General features: G+C 63.1%; 13 protein-coding genes and 1 tRNA gene. 3 read left to right on the top strand and 11 right to left on the bottom strand.

What is annotated here, in order from left to right:
- Positions 1-178: 178 nt before the first annotated feature.
- The 3 genes from mmsB to chvE all read right to left on the bottom strand — a co-directional run bounded on the left by mmsB (position 179) and on the right by chvE (position 4,169).
- Positions 179-1,471, bottom strand: coding sequence for a multiple monosaccharide ABC transporter permease (gene mmsB / locus FJ979_RS07215; protein ID WP_140496616.1), 1,293 nt, complete (start codon positions 1,469-1,471; stop codon positions 179-181).
- A complete protein-coding gene (gene mmsA, locus FJ979_RS07210) occupies positions 1,468-3,000 on the bottom strand; it encodes a multiple monosaccharide ABC transporter ATP-binding protein (protein WP_140496613.1) in 1,533 nt (510 codons plus the stop codon). The genes mmsB and mmsA overlap by 4 nt, the downstream gene beginning before the upstream one ends.
- Positions 3,001-3,098: 98 nt before the next feature.
- On the bottom strand, positions 3,099-4,169 hold the full coding sequence (gene chvE, locus FJ979_RS07205) for a multiple monosaccharide ABC transporter substrate-binding protein (RefSeq protein ID WP_140496611.1): 1,071 nt from the start codon (positions 4,167-4,169) through the stop codon (positions 3,099-3,101).
- 289 nt (positions 4,170-4,458) lie between these two features.
- Here chvE and FJ979_RS07200 point away from each other — a divergent pair, with 289 nt between their 5' ends.
- On the top strand, positions 4,459-5,448 hold the full coding sequence (locus FJ979_RS07200) for a LysR family transcriptional regulator (protein ID WP_140513261.1): 990 nt from the start codon (positions 4,459-4,461) through the stop codon (positions 5,446-5,448).
- On the opposite strand, the gene FJ979_RS32460 is transcribed toward FJ979_RS07200, so the two are convergent.
- The 5 genes from FJ979_RS32460 to FJ979_RS07175 all read right to left on the bottom strand — a co-directional run bounded on the left by FJ979_RS32460 (position 5,426) and on the right by FJ979_RS07175 (position 10,862).
- Positions 5,426-5,791 (bottom strand): hypothetical protein, encoded by a 366-nt coding sequence (locus tag FJ979_RS32460; RefSeq protein ID WP_140649375.1) that lies wholly within the window; start codon positions 5,789-5,791, stop codon positions 5,426-5,428. The two genes, FJ979_RS07200 and FJ979_RS32460, sit on opposite strands and share 23 nt — an antisense overlap.
- A gap of 205 nt (positions 5,792-5,996) precedes the next feature.
- Positions 5,997-6,070 (bottom strand) — tRNA-Gly (locus tag FJ979_RS07190).
- 108 nt (positions 6,071-6,178) lie between these two features.
- Complete coding sequence (locus FJ979_RS07185) at positions 6,179-8,071, bottom strand: acyltransferase family protein (protein ID WP_140580384.1); 1,893 nt, start codon at positions 8,069-8,071, stop codon at positions 6,179-6,181.
- Positions 8,072-8,273: 202 nt separating this feature from the next.
- Positions 8,274-9,764, bottom strand: a complete 1,491-nt coding sequence (locus FJ979_RS07180; protein ID WP_140580382.1) for a hypothetical protein — start codon at positions 9,762-9,764, stop codon at positions 8,274-8,276.
- A gap of 69 nt (positions 9,765-9,833) precedes the next feature.
- Positions 9,834-10,862: a glycosyltransferase family 2 protein gene (locus FJ979_RS07175; protein ID WP_140580381.1), complete on the bottom strand. Its 1,029-nt coding sequence runs from the start codon at positions 10,860-10,862 to the stop codon at positions 9,834-9,836.
- 440 nt (positions 10,863-11,302) lie between these two features.
- Here FJ979_RS07175 and FJ979_RS07170 point away from each other — a divergent pair, with 440 nt between their 5' ends.
- A complete protein-coding gene (locus tag FJ979_RS07170) occupies positions 11,303-11,566 on the top strand; it encodes a DUF6460 domain-containing protein (protein WP_140496599.1) in 264 nt (87 codons plus the stop codon).
- A gap of 3 nt (positions 11,567-11,569) precedes the next feature.
- On the opposite strand, the gene FJ979_RS07165 is transcribed toward FJ979_RS07170, so the two are convergent.
- Positions 11,570-12,472, bottom strand: coding sequence for a histone deacetylase (locus FJ979_RS07165; protein WP_140564791.1), 903 nt, complete (start codon positions 12,470-12,472; stop codon positions 11,570-11,572).
- A gap of 228 nt (positions 12,473-12,700) precedes the next feature.
- Between FJ979_RS07165 and FJ979_RS07160 the strand changes: the two genes are divergently transcribed.
- Complete coding sequence (locus tag FJ979_RS07160) at positions 12,701-13,963, top strand: MATE family efflux transporter (protein WP_246679288.1); 1,263 nt, start codon at positions 12,701-12,703, stop codon at positions 13,961-13,963.
- On the opposite strand, the gene FJ979_RS07155 is transcribed toward FJ979_RS07160, so the two are convergent.
- Positions 13,956-15,035 carry a quinone-dependent dihydroorotate dehydrogenase gene (locus FJ979_RS07155; RefSeq protein ID WP_140580377.1) on the bottom strand — a complete coding sequence of 360 codons (1,080 nt, stop codon included), beginning with the start codon at positions 15,033-15,035 and terminating at the stop codon, positions 13,956-13,958. The two genes, FJ979_RS07160 and FJ979_RS07155, sit on opposite strands and share 8 nt — an antisense overlap.
- Complete coding sequence (locus tag FJ979_RS07150) at positions 15,032-15,382, bottom strand: DUF952 domain-containing protein (protein ID WP_140496591.1); 351 nt, start codon at positions 15,380-15,382, stop codon at positions 15,032-15,034. The genes FJ979_RS07155 and FJ979_RS07150 overlap by 4 nt, the downstream gene beginning before the upstream one ends.
- Positions 15,383-15,413: the final 31 nt, after the last annotated feature.

Genomic DNA, 15,413 nt, shown 5'->3' with positions numbered 1-15,413 from the left:
TGGCATGGCTGCCTTCTGGCAAACCCTGACCTGCGCGGCTCGGACTGGCCGTGCCGCGGGTTGAACTCGTCGTCCGGATTGCGCTCGCGAGCCCGGTCCCTGAAGGACTTCTTCAAGCCGGCGAATTGCCGGCAGCGCCGCGACCGTATGCCTCCTGCTTGCCTCGCCTGAAACCTGTTCAGGCCTTGTTCTTGTTGTAGACGTCGAAGATCACGGCGCCGAGCAGCACCAGGCCCTTGACCACTTGCTGCCAGTCGACATTGACGCCCATGATCGACATGCCGTTGTTCATCACGCCCATGATGAAGCCGCCGACCACCGCGCCGATGACCTGACCGACGCCGCCCATCGCCGAGGCGCCGCCGATGAACACCGCGGCGATGACGTCGAGCTCGCTGCCGAGGCCTGCCGCCGGCACGGCCTGGCCAAGGCGTGCCGCGATGATCAGGCCGCCAAGCGCCGACAGCACGCCCATATTGACGAACACGTAAAGCGTCAGGCGCTCGGTCTTGATGCCCGACAGCTGCGCGGCCTTGGCATTGCCGCCCATCGCATAGATGCGGCGGCCGATCGTCATGCGCTTGGTGACGAAGACGAACAGCGAGATCAGCAGGCCCATGACGAGCAGCACCACCGGCAGGCCCCGATAGCTGGCGAACTGGTAGACCAGGAACAGCGCCAGCGCGCTGCCGACCAGCGTCTTGATGACGAACAGGGTAAAGGGCTCGGCCTCATAGCCGTGGCGTTCGCGTTTGCGTCGCGTCCGCAGCCCGAAATAGGCATAGGCCAGCACGGCGATCAGGCCCAGCACGATCGTCGTCATGTGCAGCGTCAGGCCGCTGCCCATAATCGTCTTGCCGGCTGCATTCACCGTTGGCGGGATCAGCGTCAGCGGTCCGATGACATCTGGAATGAAGCCGGAGCTGAGTGCCTTGAACTCGGGCGGCAGCGGCCCGACCGAAGATCCGCCGCCGAGCAGCGCCTGGCAGATGCCGCGGAAGATCAGCATGCCGGCCAGCGTCACGATGAAGCTCGGTATTCGGTGATAGGCGATCCAGTAGCCTTGCGCCGCGCCGATGAGGCCGCCCACGATCAGGCAGACGATGGAGACCACCAGCGGGTTGCTGAATATGCCGAGAGGCCAGATCACCATCATCATCGCCGCCAGCGCGCCGATGAAGCCGGCCACGGACCCCACGCTGAGGTCGATATGACCCGATACGATGACCAGCAGCATGCCGAGCGCCATCACGATGATGAAGGAGTTCTGCTGCACCAGATTGCTCAGGTTCACCGGCTTGAACAGCGTTCCCGAGGTGGTGAACTGGAAGAACACCATGATGGCGATCAGCGCCAGGATCAGGCCGTATTCGCGCAGGTTCGTCGCCAGCGCCGATACGGCGATGCGTGGACGCTGCCCTACATCTTCGGCGACGTTGCTTTGCGGGGCGGGGGCGCTTTCCGTGCTCATGCTGCTTTTCCTTCTCCCCGAACGATGGCGCGCATTATTCTTTCTTGGCTTGCGTCCGCCGCGGGCATTTCGCCGACGATGCGGCCTTCGTTCATGACATAGATGCGGTCGGTGATGCCGAGCAGTTCTGGCATTTCCGACGAGATGACCACGATCGCCTTACCTTCGGCCGCAAGGCGCGCGATGATCGTATAGATTTCATATTTGGCGCCGACATCGATGCCGCGCGTCGGCTCGTCCAGGATCAGCACTTCCGGGTCGGCGAACAGCCATTTCGACAGCACCACCTTCTGCTGGTTGCCGCCGGAAAGATTGCCGGTCATCTGATAGACGCTGGAGGCGCGGATGTTGGTCTGCTTGCGATAGTCGTTGGCGACGGCAAGCTCGCGCAAATCGTCGATCACGCTGTGGCGCGACACGCCGCCGAGATTGGCCAGCGTAATGTTGTGCTTGATATGGTCGATGAGATTGAGGCCGTAGGTCTTGCGATCCTCGGTCACATAGGCAATGCCGTGTTCGACCGCCCTGCTCACAGAGGAGACGTCGATCGGCTTGCCCTTGAGCAGCACCTCGCCGGTGATGCGGCGCCCATAGGAGCGGCCGAACAGGCTCATGGCGAATTCGGTTCGCCCGGCGCCCATCAGCCCGGCAATGCCGACCACCTCGCCCTTGCGCACATTGATGTCGATGCCCTTGATCACCTGCCGCTCGGCATGGAGCGGGTGATAGACCGACCAGTTCTTCACCTCGAACACGACCTCGCCGATATCGGGCTCGCGCGGCGGATAGCGGTCGTCGAGCGAACGGCCGACCATCGAGGTGATGATGCGGTCTTCCGAGATGTCCTTCCTGGACAGCGTCTCGATGGTTCGTCCGTCGCGGATGACGGTCACCTTGTCGGCGACCCGGTTCACCTCGTTGAGCTTGTGCGAGATCAGGATCGAGGTCATGCCTTGTCGCTTGAATTCGAGCAGAAGGTCGAGCAGCGCCTGGCTGTCCTTTTCGCTGAGCGACGCCGTCGGCTCGTCGAGGATCAGGAGCTTGACCTCCTTGCTCAGCGCCTTGGCGATTTCGACCAGCTGCTGCTTGCCGACACCGATATTGGTGATCAGCGTCTTGGGGTCCTCCTTGAGGCCCACCTTCTTCAGCAGGGCGCTGGTGCGCGCCTCGTTGGCATTCCAGTCGATGACGCCGTATCGGGCGTGTTCGTTGCCGAGGAAGATGTTTTCGGCGATCGACAGCATCGGCACCAGCGCAAGCTCCTGGTGGATGATGACGATGCCCTTGCGTTCGCTGTCATGAATGCCTTTGAACTGGCATTCCTGGCCCTGAAAGATGATCTGGCCGTCATAGGTGCCGGAGGGATAGACGCCCGACAGCACCTTCATGAGCGTCGATTTGCCGGCGCCGTTCTCGCCGACCACGGCGTGGATCTCGCCTTCCTCGACCCGAAGGTTGACGTTCGACAGCGCCTTGACGCCGGGAAACGTCTTGGTGATGTCCTGCATCTCCAAAATCGTCGAGGCCATGGGTAAAGTGCTCCTGCGAGACCCGCAACAATACCGGGGTCGCTGGTGAACGAAAAGGGGCCCTGCGTTGCGCAGGACCCCTGGCTATACAACCGAATTTACTTCAGTTCGTCGGCCTTGATGTAGCCGGAGTCGACGACCAGGGCCTGGTAGTTCGACTTGTCGACCTCATGCGGCGTCAGCAGGATCGAGGGAACGACCTTGACGTCGTTGTTGTAGGTCTTGGTGTCGAGGCCTTCCGGCTTGCCGCCCGAGAGCACCTTGTCGACGAGCTCGACGGTGGCCTTGGCCAGTTCGCGGGTGTCCTTGAACACGGTCGAGTACTGCTCGCCCGAGATGATCAGCTTGACCGAGGCGGTCTCGGCGTCCTGGCCGGTCACGATCGGCCACGGCTGGGCCTCCGTGCCGTAACCGACAGCGCGCAGCGAGGCGGTGATGCCGCGCGACAGGCCATCATAGGGCGACAGAACGCCATCGACGCGGCTGCCGTCCGAATAGTTGGCTGACAGCAGATTGTCCATGCGCGCCTGGGCGGTGGCGGCGAGCCAGCGCAGCGTGCCGACCTTGTCCATGCCGGTCTGGCCGGACTTGATCTTGATCGAACCGTCATCGATCAGCGGCTGCAGGACGGAAATCGCGCCGTTGTAGAAGAAGAAGGCGTTGTTGTCGTCGGGTGAGCCGCCGAACAGTTCGACGTTCCACGGCTTGGTATTCGGGAAGCGCTCCTTGAGGCCCTTGACCAGCGAATTCGCCTGGATCACGCCGACGCCGAAATTGTCGAACGTGGTGTAGTAGTCGACATTGGGCGTCTTCTTGATCAGGCGGTCATAGGCGACGACGACGACGCCGGCATCAGCGGCCTTCTGCAGCGCATCCGACAGGGTGGTGCCGTCGATCGAGGCGATGATCAGCGCCTTCGGACCCTTGGTGATTTCGTTTTCCAGCTGGCTGAGCTGGTTGGGGATGTCGTCCTGCGCATATTGCAGGTCGACCGTATAGCCCAAAGCCTCGAGCTGGGACTTGACGGCATCGCCGTCGTTGATCCAGCGCTGCGAGGTCTTGGTGGGCATCAGCACGCCGACGAGACCCTTGTCGGCGGCGTGCGCCGAATAGGTCATGGCAGCGATGCCAAGGGCCGCGACGGCGGCCAGCGTCTTGATGATCTTCACAATTACTCTCCCTGGTTGATGGACGCGACACCTCGGGGCTTCGCGGGCCGCGCAGGCGAGCAGGAGCGCAAGCGCCGCTGTCGTCTATCGATCTCCGGTATCCTCCCAATCGGCCCTGGGACTGATTTCAATCGACACGATTTTCCTCGTCATCGACTGGCACGCCCCAGGACGCGCGAAGGGTGTGTCCCTTTGCCATAACTGTCAAATGCGATCTTTGATGATTGCTATACCGAAACTGGTATACGTTGACGCTAAACTCAAGGGCATTGGGAGCGAAGGGAAATCAATGGCAACGTTGCGCAATCCTGGCGGGATTTCAGAAGGTTACGAGGTGCTCCCCGGTGACGGCGAGACCCTGCTGCGCAGCGGCCTCAGCCTGCGCCATATGCGCATGATCGTTGCACTGGACGATCACGGCCGGGTCAGTTCCGCCGCCCAGGTCATGAATATCTCACAGCCGGCGGCCTCGCGCATGATCGCCGAGATGGAAGCCGTGCTGGACGTCACGCTCTGCGAAAGGCTGCCGCGCGGCGTCACCTTGACGCCCTATGGCAAGGCGCTCGCCAGGCGCGCGCGCTCCATCCTCTTGGAGATGCGCGAGGTCGATCGCGAGATCTCCGAACTCAAGGCGGGCAAGGGCGGCTCGGTGTTCCTTGGTGCGGTGACGGCGCCCGCGATCGAGCTCGCGGTGCCGGCGATCCGCGAAATCCGCCGCATCTATCCGCGCATCGAGATCACCATGCAGGTCGAGACCTCCAACGTGCTGGCGCGCGAGTTGATCGCGTCGCGCCATGACTTCATCATCGCGCGCATCCCCGACGATCTCAACCCGCGGCTGTTCGAGTCCCGTGTGATCGGCGTCGAGAAAGCCTGCCTGATCGTGCGCCGGGGCCATCCGCTGACCGAGGGCAAGGCGGTTCGGTTGGAGGAGACCGCGGCCTATGACTGGGTTTTCCAGTCCGGCGGCTCGCCGCTGCGCCAGGCCATGGAGAGCAATTTCCTGAACCGCAACATCGCGCTGCCGGACCGCATCCTCAACACCAGTTCGCTGCTCCTCACCCTGGTCATGGTCGCGCACTCCGACGCCATCGCGCCGGTCTCGGTCCAGGTGGCGAAATTCATCCAGAATCCCGAAGGGCTGGCCGGCGCCATCGACGTCGTGCAGACCGAATTCGACATCGAGGTTCGGCCTTACAGCCTGATCACAGTGAAGAACCGTGCGCTGTCGCCGGCGGCGAAGATGCTGCATGATTTCATCCTGCGCGAAGTGGGGTGACCGGAACAAAAACCAGGTAAGTGCGTTCAAAGGCCAATCGGCGTTCGCGCCGGAGCTCGTTTTGAGCCGGGGAACGATGCGCCGATGATAAACAACTCGGGAGATTTTGATGGAACGTCGGTTGTTTCTTACTGGAATGCTTGGCGTCGCGGGGGCAGTTGCTTTTGCAGGCCTGGCCAGGCCTGGCAGAGCAGTTGCCGGGGTCCCGAACGGCAACGGAATCCTTGACGAACTCGATAAGGACGACCTCGACAGGGCTGATGCGGCCGTCTTCGAAGGAGACGATCAAGCCGAGGTGGAGCAGATCTCGCATCGCCGGTGGCATCGCCGGCACCGTCGTCATGGGCGCCGCCGCGCCTGGCGCAGGGTCTGCCGCAGCTATTGGCGCCGCGGTCGCCGCCATGTCCGCTGCTGGCGCAGGCGCGTCTGGGTTAGTGTTTGGCTCTAAAACGATACCGGGAAAACGGCTGGAGCGGTTTTCCCGGAATGCGTGCGAAACCGATAGTTGGAGCGGCTTGGCAAGGGTGCAAGCCCCTTGCGGTGTAGACTGGAGCGGGTAGCGGGAATCGAACCCGCGCGTTCAGCTTGGGAAGCTGACAGGCTACCATTACATCATACCCGCGCAGCAGCCTCGTTACCATGAGGGCTGGCCATCGGGCAATCGCAAAGCGGCTCACTTTTCACACGGTACCGTCCCAGCGACCGGCGCGCCGCATGCCGGTCACGCCTGCTATCTCACTTTCGCGATCTCGGTGCCGGCTGCAAAGCTCGGCCAGTATCTCGAGATGGCGAGTGCTGCGCCCGCGGAAGAGAAGTGACCATAGTCGAAATAGAGAAATTGCTTGTTGCCGGCATCGGCATACGAGCAGCCTGCGGCGTCGCACAGATAGGTCAGCGGGTCTATGAAGTCAGCGCCTTTGACGAAGGGCAGAACCCGCTTGTTGATGTCCGGATCCATGGCCATCGGCCAGGACATGTTCGCGGTATCTCCTCGTCTTGCGAAGAAGGCGATTTTCTGGACGTCGGCGATGAATTCGGGAGACTGGCCGATGACGTAGACCTTGACGCCCATCTGGCGAAGCCGGTCGATCGTCTTCTGGAGACCGCCGAAGCCCCTGACCTCGTAGTCGGTCCATCGGCCACTCAGGATCACGGCCTGAATGTTGGCTTCGCGGATGATCGACAGGGCCCGCTCGTTGAAGCTGGTACAGGCAGGTCGGGCATAGGAAAAATAGGTCAGGTCCGGGGGGCAGCCGGCATAGGTGTATTGGATGACGTTAGCCTGGATTTTCTGGGCGTTGGCTTCAAGTCCCGAGACATAGTGGGCGGCGAAGGAATCGCCCCACAACAGCACATTGGTGGCAAAGCCGCTCGTTCGGGTGCAGGCGGCAAGGTTCCAGTCCTCGATCCGGTTCGAGCCTTCGTTGAAGCAGATGCCGTTGCGCCAGTCGCCAACCTGGATCCGTTCCGTTGAAAAGTCCGGGAAGCGTTGCGGGAAACCGTTGCCGAGCGCCCCGGCCACGCCGCCGACGCAGAGCAGGACGATTGCCGTCGCGGAAAAGGCGAAGATAGGCAGCGGTGCGGTGTAGGCCCGTTTCCGCCGAAACGGCTGCTCGACATATTTCCACGAGAACGCCGCCAGGGCGAAGCTTGCCACGGTCATGGCGATGATCGTCGGCACGCCGATGGCTTTCAGCGAAACGTAATGGACGAAGGAATTGATCGGCCAATGAACGAGGTAGAGCGAATAGGAAATGAGGCCGATCCAGACCAGCGGCGGAAACTGCAACACCCGCGTGGCGATGGTTGCCGGCCCCTGTTCGCCCGCCCTTTCGTGGCCGGCATAGATGAGCAGCGCGGTGCCGATGCAGGGGAACAAGGCATTGTAGCCCGGAAAGGGGTCGCTCTCCGAAATCGTGACGAAGCCGAAGGCGACCATGGCAAAGCCGGCGAGGCCGATCAGTTCCATTGCCGGCTGGCTGGCAAGTGCCGGCGGCTTTCTCAGCATCAGCATGGCCCCCAGCGCCAGTTCCCAGATGCGCGTCGGCAACAGGTAGAAACCCGCCGTGGGCGCCATCGAGGTCGCCATGACCGCCAAGACGAAACTGCCGATCGCGATCGGCAGCAATATCGTCAGCCAGCGTTTCGAGGCATAGCGATAGATCAGGTACACCAGTATCGGCGCGAAGATGTAATATTGCTCTTCGACCGAGAGCGACCATGTGTGCAGCAGCGGCCGCAGCTCGGCGTCGATCGAGAAATAGTTCGTCGTCTTCCAGAAATAGATGTTCGACCAGAAGGTCGAGGCCGCGATGACGCTGAGGCTGAATTCGTGCAGGTCCGATGGCAAAAGGATGAACCAGGCGGCAGTGCCTGCGAGCACGATGACGAAGGTCAGCGCCGGCAGGATGCGCCGAGCGCGGCGCCAATAGAAGCGGCCGATCGAAAACTGGCCGCGTTCGAGATCGTCGAGCAGGCTGCCGCTGATCAGATAGCCCGATATGACGAAGAAGATGTCGACGCCGGTGAAGCCGCCTGGGATGGCGGACAAGCCGAAATGAAAGAGGACGACAGGCAGCACCGCTATGGCCCGCAGGCCGTCGATGTCGCGTCTGTAGTTCATGCGGCCGGTTCGCGCGCCATGGCCGGCGGCAGTCGTGGCGCACCCGGTTCACCGGCCCATGCGGCGGCATTGCCGCGATGCGAGAAAGCCTTGATTCTCGATCCCACTTTGTTCGTCCTCTCCGGTGCAATTTGCTGCACCGCAACATCGGTGTCAAGGCGAATGCTGGAGGGCCGAAGCCGGTTTGGGCTGGCGCCGCGGATCAGGCGCCGGGCAGGTAGATCACGGCGTATTCGTCCGCGTAGGCCCGCTTCCAGCCCAATTCCTCGAAGAAGGGAATGCGGGTGTCGCCGGCCGCCAGCAGCGCCCAGCCTATGGCGTATTTCTTCAGCCGGGCCTCGAGCAGTGGTTTGCCGTCACTGTGTCCGGTCGCGTCGTCGGCTTTCGTGAACCCGTCCAGGAACAGCTGGTCCGTCCTGCCGTCGATGTAGGTCTTGATCCCGTGGAAGATCAGCGTGCCGCCGAAATTGTAGGAATTCAGCACGTTGCCGGACAGGTGCTGATCCCTTGCGAAGGCGAGTGCTCCGCTGGCGGACGTCTTCGGGCTCGGCGCGATCTGTTGGACGCTGCCGAGGACCGAGACCGCGCCGATCAGCAGGACGGCCACCGCGCCTGAGATTGCGTAGTAATGCCTGGCGAAGAAATTTTCCAATCCGTCGCGCTTTTGCGCCAGCCAGGTCGCGGCTGAAAGTGCGGGATATTGCTGTGCGACCTCAGCCATGATCACCAGCGGAACCAGAAGGAAGAACAGATACATGAACCGCTGGTGACTGAGATAGGCATGCAAGGTGAAGAGGATGAACAGTGCCTTGGCCCAGCCAATCCGCAGCCGTGACACCAACAGCCCGAAAAGCGCCAGCAGCATCACGGCTTCCTTGACGAGCTCTTCCTGGGCGTTGAAGGGCCGCCACTCCAGGATAAGCGGCACCGCTTCATTGCCATAGGCGACGGTAAGCGTCGCCAGGATGGCCTTGACGCCATAGGGATGGACCAGGCTGACCACTGGGCAGAGCAGGCCGAACGCGACCCATTTCGCCAGGAGAACCGGTTTCGACAGGCCTATGCGCGACAGGAGATACAGACCGGCAAAGCCGGCGATGACGAAGCTCAAGGTGAATGTGGCATGCAGGTTCGCCCACAACACGACGAGCGCGAGCAGCCACGGGGATGGCGCTCTGTCCTCCTGCGCCGCGCGAAACAGCATTGCCGTCCAAATGATGATGATCGGCAAAGTGAAGACGTGGGGGCGCGCCGTATAGATCGGGGCGACAAGGAAAGCCGCGACGAAAGCCAGCACCACCGCTAACACCGGCTTCAGCCATGCGCTGAGGAACCATCCCATCAGGAAGACTGTCAGGCCGATCGTGGCGATGATCAGCGTGACGACGCCATTCCAGCCACCGGCGCCATAGGCGAGCGCCAGAAGCACCTGCCCCAGCCATTCCTTGGCGATCCAGGGCTGGCCGGCGAAGGTATAGGAATAGGGGTCGACAGTCGGAAATGTCCGGTTCGCCAGGAAATCCAGCCCGACCTTCACCTGCCACCAGCTGTCAGGATCCAGAAGGAGGGAGTTGGCATGCCTCATCAGCACGTAGGCAATGGTGCAGGCGCAGAAAAGACAGAACAACAGCCTGCTGCGCTGTGCGTCTTCGAGCGACGGCGTAGCCATCGCGATTGCCCTGGCTTGGTTCATGTCGCGGCCCCCGGCCATTTCGCGTTCGTTCCGGTCGAGAGATCCCGTTGCGGCCGGTCGATCGTCGCCTTAGCCACGCGCGGCTCTCTTCACCATTTCCTGGAGGCGGTGGACAGGCAGGTCCTGGTTTTCGAGGGCCACATCGCTTCGCGAAACGATCTCGTTGACGAAATAGAGCGGCCGCCGCTTCGTCTCCATGTACATCCGGCCGAGATATTCGCCGAATATGCCGAGCACCAGAAGCTGAACACTGCCCAGGATCAGCATGATCGCGGCAAGGCTGGTCCAGCCCGGCAGCACGTTTCCCAGCGACCATTCGAGCAGCGTATAGCCGAGCACGACCATTCCCAGCGCGCCGGAAAGCATTCCCAGAAGCGAGGCAAACCGCAACGGCGCGATGGAAAAGCTGGTCATCGCATCGACAGCCAGGAGAACCATCTTCTTGAGCGGATAGTGGGTGGCGCCGGCGAAACGCCGTTGCCGCTCATAGGAGAAGGCGGCCTGTCTCAGCCCGATCCAGCTCACCATGCCGCGAATGAACCTGTAGCGCTCCGGCATGGCGTTCAGATGGTCGAGGGCGCGGCGGCTCATCAGCCTGAAATCACCGGTGTCCGGCGCGATCTCGACGTCGACCATCCGGCGCAGCAGCCGGTAGAACATCGACGCGGAAGCCAGCTTGAACCAGCCTTCGCCATCACGCTTGGCCCTTTGACCGTAAACGACATCGAAGCCTTCATCCATCTTCGCCATCATCGCGCCGAGCAGTTCAGGCGGATCCTGGAGATCGGCATCGAGAATGAGGATGCGCTGGCCCCGGCAGAACTCCAGCCCCGCGCTCAGCGCGATCTGGTGGCCATAGTTGCGGGCAAGGTCGATGGCGACGACATGGTCGTCCTTTTGCGCCAGTTCGAAAACGGCCTCGCGGGTGCCGTCGGTCGCCCCGTCGATGACGAGCACGATCTCGTAGGAAGGGTTTTGCGCCAGGCAAGCGGCGGTGACGCGTCGGTGAAGCTCAGCCACGCCGTCCCGCTCGTTATAGCACGGCACGACAACCGAAAGCATGACCGCGCGGCGCGCGCCGATTTTTTCCGCTTCCATCAAAGCCTGGCTCCCGCTCCAGGAATGGCATAGCGGCAATTGGTTAGAAAACAGATAAGCCGGCCGCGATCAGCCGCCGCCGGCTGCTCGCCTGCCATGCGCCTATGGTCGCCGGCTTGGTACCAGGGCACGATCCGCGTTAACGAGTTCCTTCGGAGCCTTCGACGGCGCGCTGTTGACGGAGCCTTGAACGGATAAACCCGCCTGTGCGGCGGGTCCCTGGCGCAACTCAGCACCATAGCCAAATATCTAGCATAGTTGCCTTCACCCCGTCAAGGAAAAAATTCCTATCATGAAAAGCCGGCGGCACCGCCGGACCGGCCGTCATAGGCTTTGTCAGCCAGGTTCAGAGCCTTGGCCCGCCCGGCTTGAAGCGGGGCGGCCAAGTGCGTATTTCTGATCCTGTCGCCGAGTCGGGCGATCAGAGCCGGAGACAGGTCTTGTCCGCATTGACGCGCTTTCTCGGCGACACCCCGCTCAGGGTACTCCTGAAGTTGCTGGTGGTGTCGTTCCTCGTCGGCCTCGTCATGACCGCCTTCGGCTGGTCGCCGATGGACGTGCTCTATGGCATCCGCAAATTCTTCCTGGATCTCTGGAATCTGGGCTTCCATGCCATCGACCGCTTCCTGGGTTATATTCTGCTGGGTGCGGCGATCGTGGTTCCGGCGTTCATCCTGCTCAGAATCGCCAACTACAGGAAATAGCGGTCAGGCGTAGTCCGCCGCCGCCTCGAACAGAATGGCGTGGCGCGCCGCGAGCGCGGCCACGTCGGTAGAATAGCCGCCGCCGATGACGCCGCATAGCGCGATGCCGCGCGAGCGGAAGTGACCGATGACCATGGCGTCGCGGGCACGAAGCCCGTCGTTTGAAAGCGCCAGCCTGCCGAGCCGGTCCTCGACATGGACGTCGACGCCGGCATTGTAGAAAACGATGTCCCAGCGCGCATGGGCGGACAGCTCCGGCAAGATGGCGATCAGCCTTTCGAGATAGGCGGCATCGCCCGTGCCGTCGGGCAGTGCGACATCGAGGTCGGAGGCGATCTTGCGCGCGGGATAGTTGTGCTCGCCATGCATGGAGAAGGTGAACACGCGCGGATCGCCGGCCAGGATGTCCGCCGTGCCGTCGCCCTGATGCACATCCAGATCGACCACGAGTATGTTCCGCGCCGCGCCTTCGGCAAGCAGCACCAGCGAAGCGACGGCGACGTCGTTGAAGGTGCAGAAGCCCGCGCCTTGCGCGCGCCGCGCATGATGGCTGCCGCCGGCGGTGTTGCAGGCAATGCCGTGGCGCAAGGCCAGCCGGGCCGCCAGCACGGTGCCGCCGGTGGCGAGTTGGGCGCGCAGCGAGACGCGCGGGCCGACCGGAAAGCCGATCTCGCGTTCGATCTTTTCCGGCACCGAACAGCTGATGACCTGGTCGACATAGTCAGCCGCATGGGCACGCTTCAGCCATGGTGCGGGTGCCGCTTCCGGCATGCTGAGCGCCCCCTGCATGGCCAGTCCGCGTGCGCGCAAGGCCTCCATCAGCAGCGGATATTTGCTCATCGGAAAGCGATGGTTGACGGCGAAGCCGGCGTCGTAGTCGGGATGATGGACGATCTGGAGGGACATGGACCGGATCCGGCGGCTCGCGCCAGACCGGAATTTCGGTTGGCCGCCATGGCAAGGGTGGATTGCGCGGTGGCCGGAAAATGGGGCACACCGGCTGTTCGATCAAGCCGCAATCAGCAAGGCAGCAATTCTTTGGAGAAGGGTGCAATCCCAGCCGACGCCGGATCCCCAATCGTTCCCGGATCCTTTGTCGTGACCAACCGCACGGTGCTCGTCATCGCCGTGCCGATGACGCTCGCCTACCTGACGACGCCGCTGCTCGGCATGGTCGATACGGCTGTTGTCGGACAGCTCGGCGACGCCGCCTTGCTTGGCGGCCTGGCGGCAGGCGCACTGGTCTTCGACGTCGTCTTCACCACCTTCAATTTCCTGCGCTCCGGCACCACCGGTCTGGTCGCCCAGGCTTTCGGGCGCAACGACGCGCTGGAGGAACAGGCGGTGTTCTGGCGCGCGGTGCTGATCGCTGTTGTCGCCGGCATCGTGCTGGCTGCGCTTTCGCCGCTGATCGCGGCCGGCGGGCGGTGGTTCATGGATGCCGGACCGCGCGTCAGCGAGGCGATGGGCGTCTATATCGGCATCAGATTGCTCGCGGCACCTTTCTCGCTGATCAACTACGCCATTCTCGGCTATGTCCTCGGCCGAGGCGAGGGCGGGCTCGGGTTGGTGCTGCAGCTGGTGCTGAACGGCATCAACATCGCGCTCTGCATCCTGCTTGGGCTGGAGCTTGGCTGGGGCGTCGCCGGCGTCGCATGGGCAACCGTCACCGGCGAATTCCTGGCCATGTTGCTTGGCCTCGCCATCGTCATCAGGCGGTTCAGTGCAAGCCCGCCCGTGCCACGCCAACGCCTGCTCGACATGAGCGCGTTCCTGCGCATGCTGTCGCTCAACCGCGATATCATGATCCGCTCGTTCTCGCTGCTTGCCGCCTTTGGGCTGTTCACCCGCCAGGGTGCGCAATTCGGCACGGTTACGCTGGCCGCCAACGCCGTGCTGATGAATTTTTTCCTCGTCGCAGGCTATTTCCTCGACGGTTTCGCCACCGCCGCGGAACAGCTCGCCGGCCGCGCCGTCGGTGCGCGGGCTGAGCACCCGTTCCGGCGCGCGGTGCGGTTGACCCTGTTCTGGGGGTTCGGATTGGCGGGCGCCGCAACCCTGGTGCTTCTGCTGGCCGGTGCCAATCTGGTTGCCGTCGTTACAACGTCGCAGGAAGTCCGCTCGGTGGCCGACACCTACCTGCCCTGGGCGGCCTTCACCGCACTGAGCGGCGTGCTGGCTTTCCAGATGGACGGCGTCTTCATCGGCGCGACCTGGTCGCGCGACATGCGCAACATGATGCTTTTGTCTTTCCTGGCCTTCGCCGCCGCGCTGATTACGCTGGCGCCCGCTTTCGGCAATCATGGGCTGTGGGCGGCATTGCATGTCTTCCTGCTGGTGCGTGGCCTCAGCCTGCTGGCCATCCTGCGGTTGCGGCTGCGGACGGCATTCAGTTGAGCGGCCTTGAAGCCCATTGGTCGAGATGGCGGTCGCGCAAATCGCTGATGGAGTTGAGCCGTTCCGTGTCGGCGAAACGCGCCATGCCGGCGGCGATGCGTCCCGGCAGCGCCGGCCCGGCATAGATCATGCCGGTGTAAAGCTGGACGAGATCGGCGCCGGCGCGGATCTTCTCCAGCGCCGTTTCGGCGGAGTTGACCCCACCCACGCCGATGATGGCCACGTCCGGCCCCAGCAGCCTGCGCATACGGGCCAGCACGATGGTCGAGCGCTCGAATAATGGCCGGCCGGAAAGCCCGCCGGTCTCGCTTGCCGCGCCGCTGGAGCGTAGCGCCGGGCGAGAAATGGTGGTGTTGGAGACGATGATGCCGTCTATGGCCTTCTGGGTGACCTCGGCGGCGATGTCTTCCAGCTCGGCTTCGACCAGGTCCGGCGCAATCTTGAGAAACACCGGCGGCTGCCTTGCCGCCGCCGCGCGCGCGGCCATGACGCGCGACAGGAGCTCGCCAAGCTGTTCGCGCGCCTGCATGGTGCGCAGGCCGGGCGTATTGGGCGAGGAAATATTGACGGTGAGATAGCTGGCGTAGGGCGCGAAGCGGATGACGCCGCGCTCATAGTCACCGACGCGGTCGGCGCTGTCCTTATTGGCGCCGATGTTGACGCCGACGATGCCGGGGCGCCCTTTGCGGCCGACCAGGCGTTTCTCGGCGGCCGCATGGCCTTCATTGTTGAAGCCGAGCCGGTTGATCACCGCTTCATCCGCCGGCAACCGGAAGATGCGCGGCTTCGGATTGCCAGGCTGCGGCAGCGGCGTCACCGTGCCGACCTCGGCAAAGCCGAAGCCGAGGCCGAGAAGCGCATCGGGCACCTCGGCATTCTTGTCGTAACCGGCAGCCATGCCGAGCGGATTGGGGAAATCGAGGCCGCAGAGGCTGACCTTCAGCCGCGCATCTCGCGCCGTCCGTGCGCCGACCGGCAGGCCACAGCGCAGCGCCGCGATCGACAGGCCATGCGCGGTTTCCGGGTCGAACGTGAAGAGCAGCTTCTGGCCAATCCGGTCGAGCACGCTCATTCGGCCTCCAGCGCCGGGAACTGGTGGGTGCCGTCGGCGCCGAGCGGCAGCGGCCGGACCCACAGCACGGCTTTCAGGTCGAGCACGCCGTAGAGGTGCGGAAACAGCGCGCCGCCGCGCGAGGCTTCGTATTTTAGCGCATCGCCCAGGCTGGTCCCGTCGATGGCGACCAGCAGAAGCCCCGCCTGGCCGGCAAAATGCTTCGCCGCCGTCTCTTTGACCTGTGCCGCCGTGGAGAAATGGATGAAGCCGTCGGCGACATCGATCGGCGCACCGGTGAAGCGGCCGTTCGCTTCGGCCTCGCGCCAGGGCCCTTCCGGGGTTATCTTGTAGATAATCTGAGACATGGTTGCGCTATAGTCCGAACCAGCCGTGCGG

The sequence above is a fragment of the Mesorhizobium sp. B1-1-6 genome (assembly GCF_006443035.1).
In the GTDB taxonomy this organism is placed as follows: domain Bacteria; phylum Pseudomonadota; class Alphaproteobacteria; order Rhizobiales; family Rhizobiaceae; genus Mesorhizobium.
The sequence above is the reverse complement of the archived record's forward strand: the minus strand, read 5'-3'. Positions and strand labels throughout refer to the sequence as shown.